General features: G+C 58.4%; 12 protein-coding genes. 9 read left to right on the top strand and 3 right to left on the bottom strand.

Annotated elements, in window-relative coordinates; translation table 11 throughout:
* Positions 1–3 precede the first annotated feature (3 nt).
* The 3 genes from DYI20_RS01240 to DYI20_RS01230 all read left to right on the top strand — a co-directional run bounded on the left by DYI20_RS01240 (position 4) and on the right by DYI20_RS01230 (position 8,354).
* Positions 4–1,542, top strand: coding sequence for a CpaE/TadZ family protein (locus DYI20_RS01240; RefSeq protein ID WP_166769864.1), 1,539 nt, complete (start codon positions 4–6; stop codon positions 1,540–1,542).
* 157 nt (positions 1,543–1,699) lie between these two features.
* On the top strand, positions 1,700–6,610 hold the full coding sequence (locus tag DYI20_RS01235; RefSeq protein WP_122548695.1) for an NAD-glutamate dehydrogenase: 4,911 nt from the start codon (positions 1,700–1,702) through the stop codon (positions 6,608–6,610).
* Between the two features lie 133 nt (positions 6,611–6,743).
* Positions 6,744–8,354, top strand: coding sequence for a sensor histidine kinase (locus DYI20_RS01230; protein WP_110100260.1), 1,611 nt, complete (start codon positions 6,744–6,746; stop codon positions 8,352–8,354).
* A 200-nt stretch (positions 8,355–8,554) separates the two neighbouring features.
* On the opposite strand, the gene DYI20_RS01225 is transcribed toward DYI20_RS01230, so the two are convergent.
* Complete coding sequence (locus tag DYI20_RS01225; RefSeq protein ID WP_110098613.1) at positions 8,555–8,803, bottom strand: WhiB family transcriptional regulator; 249 nt, start codon at positions 8,801–8,803, stop codon at positions 8,555–8,557.
* 443 nt (positions 8,804–9,246) lie between these two features.
* On the opposite strand from DYI20_RS01225, the gene DYI20_RS01220 reads away from it, so the two are divergent.
* On the top strand, positions 9,247–9,633 hold the full coding sequence (locus DYI20_RS01220; protein ID WP_146206275.1) for a hypothetical protein: 387 nt from the start codon (positions 9,247–9,249) through the stop codon (positions 9,631–9,633).
* Between the two features lie 84 nt (positions 9,634–9,717).
* Here the strand turns inward: DYI20_RS01220 and DYI20_RS01215 are convergent, their stop codons facing one another.
* Positions 9,718–10,113, bottom strand: coding sequence for a DUF1844 domain-containing protein (locus tag DYI20_RS01215; protein ID WP_110123387.1), 396 nt, complete (start codon positions 10,111–10,113; stop codon positions 9,718–9,720).
* 374 nt (positions 10,114–10,487) lie between these two features.
* On the opposite strand from DYI20_RS01215, the gene infC reads away from it, so the two are divergent.
* The 4 genes from infC to DYI20_RS01195 all read left to right on the top strand — a co-directional run bounded on the left by infC (position 10,488) and on the right by DYI20_RS01195 (position 12,936).
* Positions 10,488–11,204 (top strand): translation initiation factor IF-3, encoded by a 717-nt coding sequence (infC, locus tag DYI20_RS01210; protein ID WP_233487812.1) that lies wholly within the window; start codon positions 10,488–10,490, stop codon positions 11,202–11,204.
* Positions 11,205–11,333: 129 nt separating this feature from the next.
* The gene (rpmI, locus tag DYI20_RS01205) at positions 11,334–11,528 is read left to right on the top strand and encodes a 50S ribosomal protein L35 (protein WP_110098615.1); all 195 of its coding nucleotides are present in this window, start codon (positions 11,334–11,336) and stop codon (positions 11,526–11,528) included.
* 80 nt (positions 11,529–11,608) lie between these two features.
* On the top strand, positions 11,609–11,992 hold the full coding sequence (rplT, locus tag DYI20_RS01200) for a 50S ribosomal protein L20 (RefSeq protein WP_110098616.1): 384 nt from the start codon (positions 11,609–11,611) through the stop codon (positions 11,990–11,992).
* 41 nt (positions 11,993–12,033) lie between these two features.
* The gene (locus DYI20_RS01195) at positions 12,034–12,936 is read left to right on the top strand and encodes a TrmH family RNA methyltransferase (protein WP_110100261.1); all 903 of its coding nucleotides are present in this window, start codon (positions 12,034–12,036) and stop codon (positions 12,934–12,936) included.
* Here the strand turns inward: DYI20_RS01195 and DYI20_RS01190 are convergent.
* A complete protein-coding gene (locus DYI20_RS01190) occupies positions 12,921–15,458 on the bottom strand; it encodes an FtsK/SpoIIIE domain-containing protein (RefSeq protein ID WP_221040940.1) in 2,538 nt (845 codons plus the stop codon). The two genes, DYI20_RS01195 and DYI20_RS01190, sit on opposite strands and share 16 nt — an antisense overlap.
* Positions 15,459–15,683: 225 nt before the next feature.
* On the opposite strand from DYI20_RS01190, the gene DYI20_RS12245 reads away from it, so the two are divergent.
* Entirely contained in the window at positions 15,684–15,983 is a 300-nt protein-coding gene (locus DYI20_RS12245; protein ID WP_158278497.1) for a hypothetical protein, read from the top strand.
* The last annotated feature ends 162 nt before the right edge of the window (positions 15,984–16,145 follow it).

Below are 16,145 nucleotides of genomic sequence, written 5' to 3'. Positions count from 1 at the left end.
ACGATGACTGCTGTGCGTGTTGCCACGACTTTTTCAGCCCGTTTCGATCACATCGCCGCGATTGAGTCAATGCAATCTGAGGTGATGGTCTCTCACCGGTGCCGATCGGTGGCCGAACTGATTGCCCTGGCCCGTAGTGGGATGATCGATGTGGCACTGATCGCCGAGGATTATCACGAGGTGGGTCTGGAAACCACCGACGCTTTCGCCGAGTCGGGGATGGAACATCTGCGCTGGGGAGTGGTTTGCGATATGCCCGCCGAGCGTCACCGGCTCCAAGCCTTAGACATTCAGGTCATCAGGGCCGAAACCACCGGTGAAGAACTGATCGAATGGATTCAGAACCTCCAGCCCACCTTGCCACGGGCACGCGATACCGAACCCTTGAGACCTCATGAATCCCGCGATGCCACCGACCACGCATTGCGAGCCTTATTGCAAACGGATCCCACCAGTGGTGTAACGCACCAGACGGATCCAGGCCAGCAGGAGCACCCAGAGGACCTGGGTTACGGGGCGAGGTGTCAGGCCGGGAACGTCATCGCCGTGTGGGGGCCACACGGTGGCGTGGGACGTAGCACGGTTGCGGTCAACTTGGCCGTAGAACTGACGACATGGGGCAAACACGTGCTGCTGATCGATGCCGACACCCACGGCGCCAGTGTGGCCACCATGCTGGGGTTATTAGACGACTCGGCCGGAATTGCTCAGGCCTCGCGAGCGGCTGAGCATCACCGGCTGAGCGTCGAGGAACTCAGATCGCATTGCCACAGGGTCGGTGTGGGCGGTCAGTATCTCGACGTGTTAACCGGCCTGACACGACCGGACCGGTGGGCAGAGTTGCGCCCCAGCTCCTTGCAGACAATCTTTGCCCAGGCCCGAAGCGGCTGGGACCTGGTAGTGATCGATGCCGGATTCGGGCTGGAAGAAGATGAGGAGCTCAGCTTCGACATTCCGGCCCCACAACGTCATGCAGCCACGCTGAGTGCCATCCACGCCGCCGACACCGTCGTCGCGGTCGGGACCGCCGACCCAATTGGGCTACCGCGCTTGATCGGCGGGATTGAGCAGATCGGCGAAAAGCAGATTTCCGGGGAGGTGATTCCAGTGCTCAACCAGGTCAGTTCGGCCAGTTCTGGATTCAACCCGAAACGAGGCATCACCGAGGTGTGGCAACGTTTTGGGCCGCAGCTGAAGCTGGAGGTTTTCTTGCCGGATCAACCCCAGCAGTGTCGTACCGCCTTATTGCGGGGGCAGGCACTGATCGAAGTCGCTCCGAAGTCGCCGTTGCGACGCGCGGTAAACGAACTCGCGCGTCGGCTGTCGCCACAACCGCCTGACTCGCGCTCGCGACAACACACTCACCATCAAGCTCAGCATCGGCAACAGCAGTTCTCGCCGGAAGCGGGGAGACACCATGTACTGTTTGCCTCGGACTCCCACGCTCCCGAAGCGGGGCAGTGCAGACACCAGGAGAACCAGGACCATATAGACCAACCCCGGACCCGTCGGCAACTCCGGCGGGCCCGTCATCGCCGTTAGCTGAGAAATCTTTCTCATCCGGGATATGCCTTCCATGGAGTCTTTCATCGGCTGAGAGAACTCTCTAGGGTGGAAGATGGTTGCAAAGGCGTGACCATCTTTCTCGACCGGTCAGAGCCGGTGAAAGACCAGACCCGTTCTATTGATAGAGGACTGAATGACTCGGACACAACCGCTGTGGACAAAGGAGTCCACCGGAACGGAAGAACTCGCACAAGCCTATTTTCATGATCTCTCAGCAGAGGACCGAGAGAAACTGGGCGATGCTGATGCCCGCTCGATTCTGGACCACCACCTCGAGCTCGCTATGGCTCGTCCCGCGCACGAGGCCAGCGTTGACATTCACAATGCGGGACACGTCACCACAGTGTACGTGGTCCAACAGGATATGCAGTTCCTGGTGGATTCGGTGACCGCGGTGCTCAGTGGCTCCGGCCACGGGATTGAGCTGATCAACCACCCAATGTTCATCGTGCACCGTGACGCTGAGACAGCTGAGTTGCAGTCCGTGTTCCCGGTTCCTAGCACCGGTCCCCGCCTCAGCGGTGAAACAGCCGAAAACATCGCATCCGACGCATTGCTGGGTCCGAAAGGAACCACGGTCAGTATCGAGTCCTGGATGAGCATCCGGCTTTACGAAAAGGTTGACGAACAGGAAGTTGCAGAGCTGGAGCAACAGTTGTCGGACAGTCTGGAAGACGTCTCGCTGGTCGCTCGGGACCAGGAAAAAATGCGGACCCAGGCGCTACAGGTTGCTGACCAACTCCGTCAGCAGGCACCGACTTCAACAAGTGGTGTCGATGAGACGGCAGCACTGCTGGAATGGATGGTCAAGGGCGGATTCATTTTCCAGGGATACCGTCGCTACGATCTGGAACACACCGCCGATGGCGACGTGGTGCTGGCCGGGGAGAGTGCCAACAGCCTCGGTGTCCTGTCGCGACGTCAAGGAACGGGAAGGCGGCCGCTGACCCAGTCCGGTCAGCAACAGATCCAGGTACCCAATCCGCTGATCGTGACGAAAACGAACGCCGTCTCGCGGGTGCAGAACCAGGTTCCGATGGACTACGTGGCCATCAAGACCTACGACGAGAACGGTAAGGTGACCGGAGAGAACCGGTTTATTGGTTTGTTCACCGCGAAAATTCGTACCACCCCGGTTCAGGAGCTACCTGTCGCTCGTGAAACAGCGCGGGCAGTGGTGCGGCTTTCAGGATTCGGTCCCCACTCCCACTCGGAACAGCAATTGCTGGACCATCTGGAGACCTACCCTCGCGAAGAGCTCTTGCAGTCCGGGTCAGAACAGGTTTGGGCAACTTTGGAATCTGTTCTGCATATCGGCCAGCGACGTCGTAGTGCCGTTTATGTCCATCAGGATCCTTTCGGACGCTACGCCCGGGCTATGGTGTATTTGCCCAAAGACCGCTACAACACCTCAGTGCGCAAGCGCATCCAGAACATCTTGATGGATGTCCTGCACGGTGAATCCCTTGAATACCAGGTGCTCCTCGGCGAGGCAGTATTGGCTCGGGTCACCTTCCGAATCAAAATTGCCAGCCAGTACCAGGACACTGGCGTCGTGGAATCGCTGGACATGAGCCAATTGCGCCACGACTTGGCTCAGGCCATCCGGTCGTGGAAAGAAGGCATTGATATAGAAGCCGTGGCCGTCTTCGGCGAAGAGAGCGGCGTTGATGCAGCTCAGATCTGGGACGAGGCCTTCCCTCCCGGATACCGAGTCCGCTACGAGGTCGAAGACGCACTGGAGGACATCTCCCGGTTCACCGCCCTGAACGATAACGAACCCACGGTCTATGCCATCCCGGATGCTTCCGATAGCTCGCAGGCGCGGGTGAAGATCTACTCCAAAGAGTCTAAAGACCTCTCGGATGTGCTCCCGGTCTTCCGCGATATGGGGCTACGCGTCATTGACGAATACCCGTTCATGATCAGCCCGAGTGATCAACGCGAGTTCTTCCTCTACGACTTGGGGGTCCAGGCCGAACACGAACTCGACCTGACCGTGGTGGCCAGCCTGCTGGAAGAAACCGCAGCGGCCACGCTGATCGGCACCAACTCTTCCGATGGGTTCAACCGACTGGGTATTGAACTCGGACTGCCACTGGGCCAAGTCGCCATCCTGCGCGCCTACGCCCACTACCTGCGTCAGCTGTCATTCCCCTCCTCGCTCGAGTTGGTGGCCACCACCCTGCTGAACAACCCGGTGGCAACCAGCGGTCTGGTGGAACTATTCGCCACCAAGTTCGACCCGCAAGCAACCGAAGCTGAAGGCGAAGAAAGCGACGGGGAGGCCAGTCAGGCCCGGGTGGAGGCCACCGAGCAGGCCCGGGACAAGGTCTTAGCATCCCTGGACGATGTCGCCAGTCTGGACGCCGACCGTATTTTGCGGGCCTTCATCACCGTGATCGACGCTACCGTTCGGACCAATGCCTACTTGGATCCCCACAACTCCTCGGCGGCTCGTGGTGGCCCTCGCTTGAGCTTTAAGATCCTGCCGCAACGGATCAACTTCGCTCCACAACCGCGCCCGGCCTTCGAGATCTGGGTCCACAGCCCCCAGGTTTCTGGTACCCACCTGCGCTACGACAAGATTGCCCGCGGTGGTCTGCGCTGGTCGGACCGCGCTGAAGATTTCCGCACCGAAGTCCTCGGCCTGGTGCAAACTCAGCAGGTCAAAAACGGCGTGATCGTCCCGGCTGGCGCCAAGGGCGGGTTCTTTGCCCACGGTCTGCCGGATCCGTCCCAAAACCGTAATGCCTGGTTCGAAGCCGGTCGTGATGCCTATCAGACCTTCATCCGCGGTCTGCTGGATCTTACCGATAACCAGCAGTTAGGCGCCGAAGAGACCACGGTGATCACCCCAGAGCGGGTGATCCGCCACGACGGCACCGACCCATACCTGGTGGTGGCTGCCGATAAGGGCACCGCATCCTTCTCCGATACAGCGAACGCCATTTCGGCGGAATACGGATTCTGGCTGGCCGATGCCTTTGCCTCCGGCGGGTCGGTCGGCTACGACCACAAGCAAATGGGTATTACCGCCCGTGGTGCCTGGGAGTCCGTACGCTCCCATGCTGCTGCTCTGGAGCTAGATGCCGATCACGACCCGATCACCGTGGTCGGAATCGGTGATATGTCCGGTGACGTGTTCGGTAACGGACTGCTACGATCGCAGCATCTGAAGCTCATCGCAGCGTTCAACCACCTGCACATCTTTATTGACCCCAACCCGGACCCCGAGGCGTCCTACACTGAGCGTCGCCGGCTGTATGACACCCCTCGTTCGACGTGGGCTGATTACGATCGCGACCTGATTTCCGCCGGTGGTGGCGTCTTCGACCGCGGGTCGAAGTCCATTGAGATTACCGAGCAGATGCGTGAAGCCCTGGGCCTGGAGGAATCGGTGACCTCGGCGTCCGGAGAGGAGTTGATTCACTATATCCTCCAGGCACCGGTTGACCTGCTCTACAACGGCGGTATCGGAACCTACATCAAGGCCGAGTCCGAAACCAGTGAGGACGTCGGGGACCGTGCCAATGACGTGATCCGTATCAACGGTTCCCAGGTTCGGGCACGCATCATCGGTGAAGGCGGAAACCTGGGTGCAACCCAGGCCGGCCGCGTGGAAGCTGCCGCCCACGGCGTGCGCGTCAACACTGACGCGGTAGACAACTCCGCGGGTGTGGATGCCTCCGATCACGAGGTGAACATCAAGATCCTGCTGGAGAACATGATCGCCTCCGGGGATTTGACAGCTGAGGATCGCGAGGAGTTGCTGGCCTCGATGACTGATGAGGTCGGGCACCTGGTGCTAGACACCAACGCCAGCCAGAACCGGTTGCTTCGCGTGGAAGAATCGCTCAGCCTGAACTGGATGCCAGCACTGATCCGGTATGTGAGCTGGTTGGAAGAGCACGGTGGGCTCAACCGCGAGCTGGAATCAATCCCCTCCCATGCCACACTGAACCAGCGGTTGAAGGACGGCAAACCGGTCTACACTCCAGAACTGTCCATCCTGCTGGCGTACGCCAAGAACACCCTGGCACGGCAGCTACAGGAAACCGATATCGTCACCGATCCCTGGTTCAGCCGGTGGCTGGTGCGCTATTTCCCCGAACGGCTACAAGAAACCGGTGAGAATGCGATCCTGCAACACCCGCTGGGTGCCCAGATCATCGCCACCCGCCTAGCCAACCACGTCATCGATTCCGGCGGCATCACCGTCATCTTCCGGGCCGAGGAAGAAACCGCCGCGGACCTGTCGACCCTGGTACGCGCCTTCATCGTCGCCGAAGAAATCTACCAGCTACCGGCCCTGCAACAACAGATCAATGATCTTCCCGCCACGCTGGACCACCGGGTGCGGATGCAGATGTTGCAAGATGTCCGCCGGCTCACCGACCGGCTGATGCGTTGGCTGATCCACCACCAGCTCACCACCGAGCCGATGCACTCCCGTATTGAACGGTTCCAGGACACCGTGGCAGCCGTCCAACCAAAGATCGGGCAGTTGCTCACCGGCGATATGCATCAGGCGGCCACCAGCCGTGCTACGAAACTCCGCGAGGCTGGCGTCGGCGACGAATTGGCAGAGACCGTGGCAACCCTGTTCGAATCCTACAGTTTGTTGGATATCGCCGGCATTGCCGACCGGTTCGATCAGGATCCTGCCGGTATCGCACGGGTCTACTTCCACGGTCAGGATTACTTCGACGCTGAGAAGCTACTGGAGTTGATCACCGATCTGTCCCGCCGGACCCGCTGGGATGCCCTAGCCCGCGTCTCCATCCGTGAAGACCTCTACGGGTGGCTGTCAGATTTGGCCTCGGTCATCGTGGAACAGACCGCCGAGGCGTTCACCTACGACACCCACGAAGAGGTCTCAGCTGCCGTGGAAGACTGGCGGGCCCACCACAAGCGGCGTGTGCACCGTGTCAAGGGCTTCTTCGACGAAATCAGAGCGCAGTTGCAACCCGAAGAAGGCGAGCACACCGACCTGGCGATGCTCACGGTGGTTCTGCACCGTTTGCGGACCCTGATCGTCTAGGAGTACTCCCCGAGTCCGCCCCGGTTCGGTGTGACACGCCACCACTGGTCAGCCCCGCCCGTCGGTGGGGCTGACCAGTGTGCGTTTCGGTCTTGGTTCCCGGGGCGTCGTCGCGTCCCGCTAGGCTGGCATCATGCACCACGAACGGTACCCCGACCGATCTGATCGTGCCCAGCCACCGGCCTCGGCTGGCCCGGATACGGCGGCTCTGCGACTGCCACCCGCGGTCAGCCGGCTACCTCGGGACTGGCAGATCCTCTCCGATCTCGCCTTCTCTGACCTGGTCCTCTGGCTCCCGAGTATTAACACCCGGGATGCGACGGGAAAACCCGACCAAGCAGACTTTGTGGCAGCAGCCCAAGCCCGCCCCTTCACCGCCCAAACCACGCTGATCCGCGATCTGATCGGCTCCGCCCCACGCACCGGACTTCAGCCGTTGCTGATGCAGGTGCTGCGCACCGGCATCCCCGTCAACGGATCCGAACAACTGCAAGGCTCGGCAGCTCTTGGCGTCACGGTCTGGCCGGTGGTCGACGGCGACGAGGTACTGGCCGTGCTGTCGGTGCACAAGAACCTCGCGCGACAACGTCATTCTTCCCGGCTGGAACAGGCCTACCACCGGTCGGCCCAAGATTTATTAATGATGATCTCCAGGGGACTGTGGCCAGAACCCGATCAACGCCATGGGCCATCGTTGTCAGATCTCAGGGTCGGTGACGGGATGATTCGATTAGACGCCCAAGGCCTCGTTAACTTCATCTCGCCGAACGCAGTGTCCGGGCTCCGGAAACTCGGAATCCGGCAACCGCTGGAAGGCCGACAACTTTCCCGCGTCGTGACCGACTACCTGCCCCCGCGAGGCCACACCGACCACCTGCTACCTAGCGTTCTTTATGGTGTCAGCACGGAGACCACAGAGATCGAAACTCGAAAAGTGTCTCTGTCGATACGGTCGATCCCGCTACGAGATCGACACCGAGAGCGTTATGCCGCCGTATTACTCATTCGAGACGTCACCGAACTGCGCCATCGTGATCGACAGCTGATCGGTAAGGACGCGACCATTAAGGAAATCCACCACCGGGTGAAGAATAATCTGCAGACCGTCGGGTCGCTGTTACGCATGCAATCACGTCGCATGACCTCCCCGGAAGCCAAACATGAGTTGCTACTAGCCATGGGGCGGGTTGATACCATTGCCCGGGTTCACGAAACCCTGTCACAATCGGTGGATCGTCGCATCGACATGGACGAGTTGCTCTCCCAACAATTCACGATGGCGGTAGACATCGCTAACACCGGGCGGGACATCCACACCGAAATCTCCACGGCCTTCGGGCAACTCTCGAGTGAACTGGCCACCCCGCTGGCATTGATCGTCAACGAGCTTGCCACCAATGCGGTGGAACACGGCCTCGACTCCGAACTGGGGGGAACGGTATGGTTCCGGGCCTACTACAGCACCCAAATCCCGGAAAATTTGCCCGGAACCGAGCTCACATCACGACCCGTTGAGCACCTGATCGTCGAGATTGAAGACTCGGGTCGTCCTGGCCGGCCCGGCTACCAGGGCACGCGCGGTCCAGATCGTCCGGAGCATACCTCAGCGACGAGTGCCGGAGGGCTGGGCACACAAATTATCCGCACGTTGGTGGCCTCGGACCTGCACGGAACAATCTCATGGCAACTGGCAACCCCCGGCGGTCGTGGCACCTTGGCTCGGGTTAGTATCCCGGTTGAGTAGGAGTGAGAAAGACCGAAGTGGGCCAACAGGGCTCCGGAGCCCTGTCCTACGTGGCCTTCGTGTACTGCAGACAAACACCGGTCGTTTCAGGCTCTGGCAGATTGCTCAGGGCGGTGAAACGACCGGTCAAAGATCAGTCTCGGTGGCACTGATTCAAAAGTGTGGTCTGGGCCTTTTCTCAAGGGTGCTGGCTCTTCGGCTTAGGAAGCCCGGCGGGCACGAGCCTTACGGCGCTTCAGTGCGCGACGCTCGTCCTCGCTCATACCGCCCCAGACACCGTAATCCTGACCGGTGCTGATGGCCCACTGCAAACACTGTTCCATGACAGGGCACTGGTTGCAGATTGCCTTAGCTTCTTCGATCTGCAACAACGCGGGACCGGTGTTGCCCACCGGGAAGAAGAGCTCTGGATCCTTATCCAGGCACGCTGCCTTACTACGCCAATCCATAATGAATTGCTCCTTTTCGCTGCTGGTATGGCTCGCGACCGCTGTCCGTAAGAAACAGTTCAGCTTGTCAGAGGAGACAATGAGAAGAACTCGCGAGAAAACGGAGAGGGTGCGACGCTGTGAGCCCGGCCTGTACCGGCTCGTCGACTGTTGTTAATAATGTTTTCATGTGGTTTTGCTCCGTGCAAGAGACTAAAGTCACCGAAATGTCAAATTTGAAGAGATATTTGTCACAACAGCACTCTCAATTTGCGTCCACTGTGGCATGGGGCATAACATTCCGTCTTTTTAGTGAGCGCTCTTGACAGTGCGCCTTTTAGCCTGTTAGTTCACCTGAAGTTTGCCTACGTGGGGTGGAGAGTAGGCCGGTGGGCCCGTGATGGTATGAGACAATGATCCGGAAAGGGGCACAATCAGGGGTGGTCATCATCGAAGACAATCGCGTGGATAGTCGTGCACCACTGGTGTGGTTGCTCAGCCTCATTGTGGGTTGCCAAGGGCTTGTCCTTACGGTCTCGGCTGTGCTGGCCGTACTGAACATCGGAGATGGCACCTTAGGCCTGGGGGCAGAGCTATTCCTCGCCTTTCTCTTAGCCATCGGAGCGATCTGGTTGATCGTAGCAGCCTATGGCGTCGTAAAAGGTAAAGCCTGGACCAGGGCAGCGGTCATGGTGATTGAGCTGTTCGCCATTGTCCTGTCTTTTAACTACTTCTCCACGGCTGACTGGTGGTATGGCATCGCGTTCCTTGTCCCTGCGGCCGTAGCGTTAGTCATATTGTTTAGCCCGGCAGTGAATGCCCACATCACCCGACGAGAACCTGAACGGTAGCCAAGTTGACGCTAGCTCAAGCCCACTACCGGCCTGGTATATACCGGGTAGGTAGCGGGGATGAGAATAGATTCGTAGCGTGAGTCAACCGTAGACGGGGCCGGTAAACTTCTCGCCAGGGCCTTTGCCGTGTTCATCTGGGACGGTTGAGGCCTCGCGGAAAGCGAGTTGCAGGGTGCGCAGTCCATCACGTAGGGGAGCCGCGTGTGCCCCACCGATTTCCGGGGCAGCTGCCGTGACCAGACCGGCCAAGGCCGTGATGAGCTTGCGGGCCTCATCGAGGTCAGTTTGTTCTGCGGCATCGGGCAGGTCCGCCAGTCCGCATTTCACCGCTGCTGCGGTCATCAGGTGGATTGCGGTGGTATTAATGAGTTCCACGGCAGGAACGTCCTGAATTTCGCGAACCTGATCCTCGACCCCGTGCTGGAGGTCGTCGAGTTGCTCGTCGGACAGGTGGTCGTGGGAGTGTGGTTCTGTCATAGGTCTAAGCTTGGCATAGCTCTATGGATATTGCTCAAGGTTTACCCCGCGGGTCGCCGGGACTGCGTTGGATATCGAGGCGAGACCTGCTACCATAGGTCGGTAGACAAGTGGAGGTTTGCTCCCACCCGCGCTAGCAGGAAGTATCGCGACGATACCGAGTTTCCGGGTTATGCCAAGGGTATTGCTGAGCAGTCCCTTGAAGAGACGTCACGCTTTCAACATCTCAGAGTGACGTTTTAGCCTCCACTGTCTGACAGGGAGGCATTTTTTGTGTCACGATTCCGCGAGGTAACGCGGTGGCCCTGTGCCGTTGCGACAGACTATTTGAGGAGAACAGCATTAACGAGCCTAGAATCAATGAACGCATTCGCGTGCCAGAGGTCCGCCTTGTCGGCCCGCAGGGTGAACAAGTCGGAATCGTGCGTGTTGAAGACGCCTTGCGTCTGGCGGTCGAAGCGGATCTGGATCTTGTTGAGGTTGCTCCTAAAGCCAAACCCCCTGTGGCTAAACTCATGGACTTTGGCAAATGGAAATACGAAGCTGCGGTCAAGGCCCGTCAATCGAAGAAGAAGCAAGCCTCAACAACACTCAAAGAGGTGCGGTTCCGTCTGAAGATTGATACTCACGACTATGAGACCAAGACTGGCCGGGCCAAAAAGTTCCTGAAATCTGGGGACAAGGTCAAGGCGATGATTCAGTTCCGTGGCCGTGAACAACAGCGCCCAGAGTTGGGGATCCAGCTCTTGGAGAAGTTTGCTGAAGACGTAGCTGAGTATGGCGAAGTTGAATCTGCTCCGCGACAGGACGGTCGCAACATGGTGATGGTTGTGGGTCCGTTGCGTAACCGCAGAGATAAGAAAGACGCGAAGAAGCCGTCGTCACCGCAACGCTCTGGCGGTGGCTCTCGTCGCGACCGGGCTGCTGCTGCAGCGAAGGCCGCCAGAGAGCAACAGGCCAAGGACCGCGAGGTCAAGAATTTGGTGGGAGACGCCATGCCCGAGGAACTGAAGAAGATGGGTTCCTCAGCAACGTCTTCCTCCCAGGCTCCGAAGCCGGGGCCCAAGCCGCGGGCACCTCGGAAGAGCTAGCTCAGCGGTCACGATGAACCCGTACCCGCATCGATCACGCGATGAAGGGCAACAGAGTTTGGTGGAGGGCACCGAGCTCAGTCTGACTTCCTGGGGGAGTCAGCACAACCACGAAGGAGAACGGCAACTATGCCGAAGATGAAAACTCACAAGGGTGCCGCAAAGCGCTTCCGCGTGTCCGGTACCGGAAAGCTGATGCGTCAGCGTGCCAACCGTCGCCACTACCTGGAACACAAGTCGTCGCGACTGACTCGTCGTTTGAAGGGCGATGTCGCGGTGACCAAGGGTGACACTCGTCGTATCCGGAAAATGCTGGGTATCTAAGCATTCTTTTTACACACAACTTTGTGGTGGGGCCGTGTAGCTAAGACCCCGCCGATCATCGACTACTGAAGGAGATACGCGTGGCACGTGTGAAGCGGGCGGTTAACGCCCAGAAGAAACGCCGGACCGTCTTGGAGCGGGCTTCCGGCTACCGCGGACAGCGCTCTCGCCTGTACCGCAAGGCCAAAGAACAGCTGTTGCACTCGTATGTATACAACTACCAACACCGGCACAAGCGTAAGGGTGACTTCCGCCGTCTATGGATTACCCGTATTAATGCTGCTGCTCGAGCGAACGGAATGACCTACAACCGTTTCATCCAGGGCGTACGCTTGGCGGGCCTTGAGCTGGACCGTCGTATGCTGGCTGAGATTGCTGTTTCTGATGCAGCTACTTTCGCCAAAATCGTCGAGCAGGCTAAGAACGCTCTGCCTGAGGACGTCAACGCCCCGGCTGCCAGCTAGTCCGTTGGTATTCTGCGTCTACCGTAACGACCTGCATACCGATGAGCACTGAATGCCCCGTCCCGTTCCTGGACAACGCTCGATCCGATCGAGTTAAACACGTCGCAGGTTTGGGGGGGCGTTCTGCTGTGCGTCGTCGCCAAGGGCTGTTTCTGGCTGAAGGACCGCAAACCGTCCGGGAAGCGCTCAAAGCAGAAACCGGGCAACTTCAGGCAAAGACACCGTCGGCATCACAGCGTCGTGCGAGCTGGAGACCGGGATGTGTGATTGATCAACTTTACTGGACCTCGGAGCTCGAATCCTCTGATCCGGCATTATTTGGTCTTGTCCAGGACGTCGTCCGGCGACGTAATGTCTATGCTGCAGAGATTTCTCAGGACGTCTTAGAAGCCATGTCCGATACTCAGTCACCGCAATCGATCTTGGCTGTTTGCGCAATACCTGAACAGCCAGAGCAGCTTGACTTAGCCGGGTTGCATTTGGTCGCGGTGCTGTGCCGAGTACAGGATCCTGGAAATGTCGGCACGATTATCCGTGTGGCCGATGCGGTGGGTGCTGATGGGGTGTTTCTGACTAGCGGTAGCGTGGACCCCTTCAGTCCGAAGGTCGTCCGCTCCACGGCTGGTTCTTTATTTCATCTCCCCGTCTTGTCTCGCCTTGATATCGGAGAACTGGCACCCGAACTGTCCGCGACCGGAATGAAATTATTGGCGGCTGACGGGTACGGACAGACCACACTAGACATGCTGAGCGAGGCACAATTGGCCGACCCGACGGCCTGGATGTTTGGTAATGAGGCACAAGGGCTTAGCGATGATGAGCGACACCTGGCCGTCCAGTCGATCGCGGTGCCGATGTATGGCCAGGCTGAGTCTCTAAATGTTGCTACCGCCGCCACCGTGTGCATGTATGCCTCGGCCATGCAATATCATTCAGCAAGCTGAATTTCCAGGCCTTGTACAGGCCATCCTCGTCCCACGAGGACACCACGATATGGAATATGTGGGGCTTGACGTATCCGTGGCCAGACCATACGGTGTTCCTCGGTTGAGCCGAACCCCAGATATATCCGGTCGGTAATCAGCCCCACGGTGCGCCCCGCGGCCAATTCTCGGCCACCATGTATCAGGATTTTCAGTGTGTTGGGGAAGTCGCGGATCAGCGTCATTAAACGGTCTTCAAAACTCTCGAAGCCTCGACCAGGGATTCTTGAGGCCCACGCCGAAAAATGTCGAATAATGATGGTGAGCTGTTGGCCAGCTTGAAGGATTTCTCTCAAGGTCGCTAGAGCCTCTTCGAGTTCTTCACCGGTGCACTCAGCATGGAACGACCATCTGTTCTGAGAACTCTCCGTTATGTGGATTGCTCGTTCCACTGAGGATTCTTCTCGATGGGGGCGACCATCAAAGAGGGCCACCTTGTTGGCAATCCTTGGCGAAGGGTCCCCTTGGTGGTGCTGGGTGAAGAACGCCGGGACTGCCCGATCTAGCAGTTTTTCGGCACCAGATCCGCTGGCGCCGATGACGGCTAAAGAACCGGTTAGGATCCAGGGTTTTCGTCCGCTCTGAGGCGTTGCCTCGGAAGAAGTTGTCTTGGGGTTCCACCATATCGGAGCTTGCATCCGTTCGGTTGGGTGGTCGACGAGCCCTAGGATCATGCCTGATGTCGGTGTTAACGGGTCTGTGCTCTGAGTGCTAGGATTCCAGTGCTCGGGTAGCGAAGGCAAGACAATGGGGTCAGGACATAACAGACCGGCCTGTTCATGGGCTTGGGTAATCATGGATACCACCCGTGGCCACTTCGTGGTGGCGACAGTCTTTGTCGACACCGGGCGATCGGCGGAGACTGGGGTGAGCGTGACCGGTTCAGAAGGTAGTCGCATAATAGGAGTCTGAAAGATCTCGGAATCGGCCGGTCCGCGACGCAGAATCCCACGTCCTGGCTGAGAAGCGCTGATGCGATAGGCCGAGGCATCACCGATCAGGTCCCAGGAATCTTGTTCTGTTGCTGTGCGAAGACAGAGTACCGAGCCCAGATTCGCCCGCACGTCAGAGGTCACGGTCCCCTGAGCCCGCTGTGTTGCCAACACCAAATGGAATCCCAGTGAGCGTCCCGTGGAGGCGAGGCGGATCAGAACATCTTGGGCTTGACGGTGGTCTTCGATTAGCATTTTCAGTTCATCGATGGCCACCACAAGCCGTGGCAAGACGACATGGGGCACGTTCTGTCGGAACGATGAGTAATCGGGGACCCGATACTCAGCAAAGAGCTTCTCTCTGCGGTGTAATTCGGCTTCGATAGCTCCCAAAGATCGCAAAGATAGTCCGGCGCTGAGGTTGGTTTCCACCGCCATCACATGTGGCAGGTCCTCGAGGACCGCGAAGGAGGAACCACCTTTAAAATCGAGGAGTACCATCGATAGCTGGTCCGCAGGGTAGTTCATCGCTAGTTGGGCTAGAACAGTCAGTAAGAGCTCAGATTTTCCCGATCCGGTCGTGCCGGTAATCAACACATGTGGTCCGTCTGCGACCAGATCTAAAGCGTCGGCGCTATCTCTGGCATCGATCTCCACCCGCAGATCTCCCGCGCTATGAGCGGTAAAAAATGTAGACGGAAGGCTCAACAGCGGGCTATGACTCCTGGTTGCCGGTAATTGGCTGAGTAGGCGTGAAGTAACCAAATCTAAAGTGGTGACACTTATCCCAAAGAAGTTGATCTGCGAGATATCTTGGCCCAGACCTGATACTGAGCCATCGCTAACATCAAACACCACCTCTTGGCTGGCCGGAGGTCTGGGACAGTTCTCGTCTACCTGTTCAATCCGTACCAGGGGAGTACGGGCGAATTTTTGGTCCAGGTCGTCCCGAGTGAGCGTACCGGTCGTATCAATGATTGTTGATGGTAGGACGGAATCGATCAGTTCCTTGTCCCGTTCGGAATTCGTATGGACCCAGACACGTTGTTGGGTGGCCGCTGCGTGATGGTGGCACTGTGCCAGCAGCCAGTGTGTGACCGAGGCAAGCTGTTCGGGTAGCCCGCGGACCACGGTGGTTGAGCCTGGAGCCAGATGTTGGGCGATAGCGGTATGAACTTGGGTATGCTGCGCCCATTTCTCGTCGGCGTCACTCCGCACAAGCTTGACCGCGAGGATCCCGTCTCCCCAGCGGATGGTTGGAGTTGCTAAATGCGGTCGGAGCAGCCCGAGCGGATCTGGGGCGATAGATCGCAGAGCGAAACGCAGTTGGTCTGGAGTGTATGTTTCATTCAGTCGGTGTTGTCCCTGTTCGGTAGATAGTCGGGTGATCGTTGCGATAAACTTCCGGCGTTTCGCGCGATATTGACTGATCATGACCACGGCGACGATCACCGAAATCGCGCTGAAGAGCAGGAAATACCACATTCCTGTGACAACCATCATCACCAGTCCGATGATCATCGGACTGGCTGCCATTACCAGTTGAAGCACAACATTCGGCGGCTGAGGCTCCGGGCCCGGATCAATCTCCAGTACGGCTGGGGCCCTTAACTCTGGCAGCCGGGGATAGTGCGGGGAGACGAGACGAAAACTTGTCTGCCCTCTGGACAGAGTCTCTTGTGCCGGCCACTGCGATGAAACCGATCTCTCGTGCGACGTTTCGGCAGGTTGTGTTAGCGGGCTGTAGGTTGTCAACTGGGTGGTGTGCTGCGTCAGATGCACGCTGAAATCACGATCGAGCAGATACGGATCGTTGATTTGATAGTGCGCGTGCTGTCGGCCCACGGACAATGGTTCTCGTGTGACCGGCACAAGACGCCCGGCGTCAGGTCCGGTAGTAGTCACGAGATTCAACCCAGGATGATCTATCCGTTCCTTTGGTATTGCGTGGTCAGGCCGGGCAATCAGCCGCAGGACATGACCGGCCGAGGGCACATGCTCGCAACATTGGGTGAGCTGAGTGTGATCGAGGTCCGCCAAGCGACGTTGCTCGAACCACAACTGGTAGTCCCGTAGCTGGGCTTCTGCGTGCTGTCTGATCAGCTGTTCCAATTCAGCACCGCCACCCGCGGGAAGGTTTTCAAGCACCCATCGGGGCGGTTGCGGAGTTGCTAGTCCGAAGAGCTCAAGAAGCATCGTCAATCCGGTGTGTCATGGGTTTCTGGTCGGTTCTATCTT

It is taken from the genome of Auritidibacter ignavus (assembly GCF_003703835.1).
Lineage (GTDB): Bacteria > Actinomycetota > Actinomycetes > Actinomycetales > Micrococcaceae > Auritidibacter > Auritidibacter ignavus.
The sequence above is the reverse complement of the archived record's forward strand: the minus strand, read 5'-3'. Positions and strand labels throughout refer to the sequence as shown.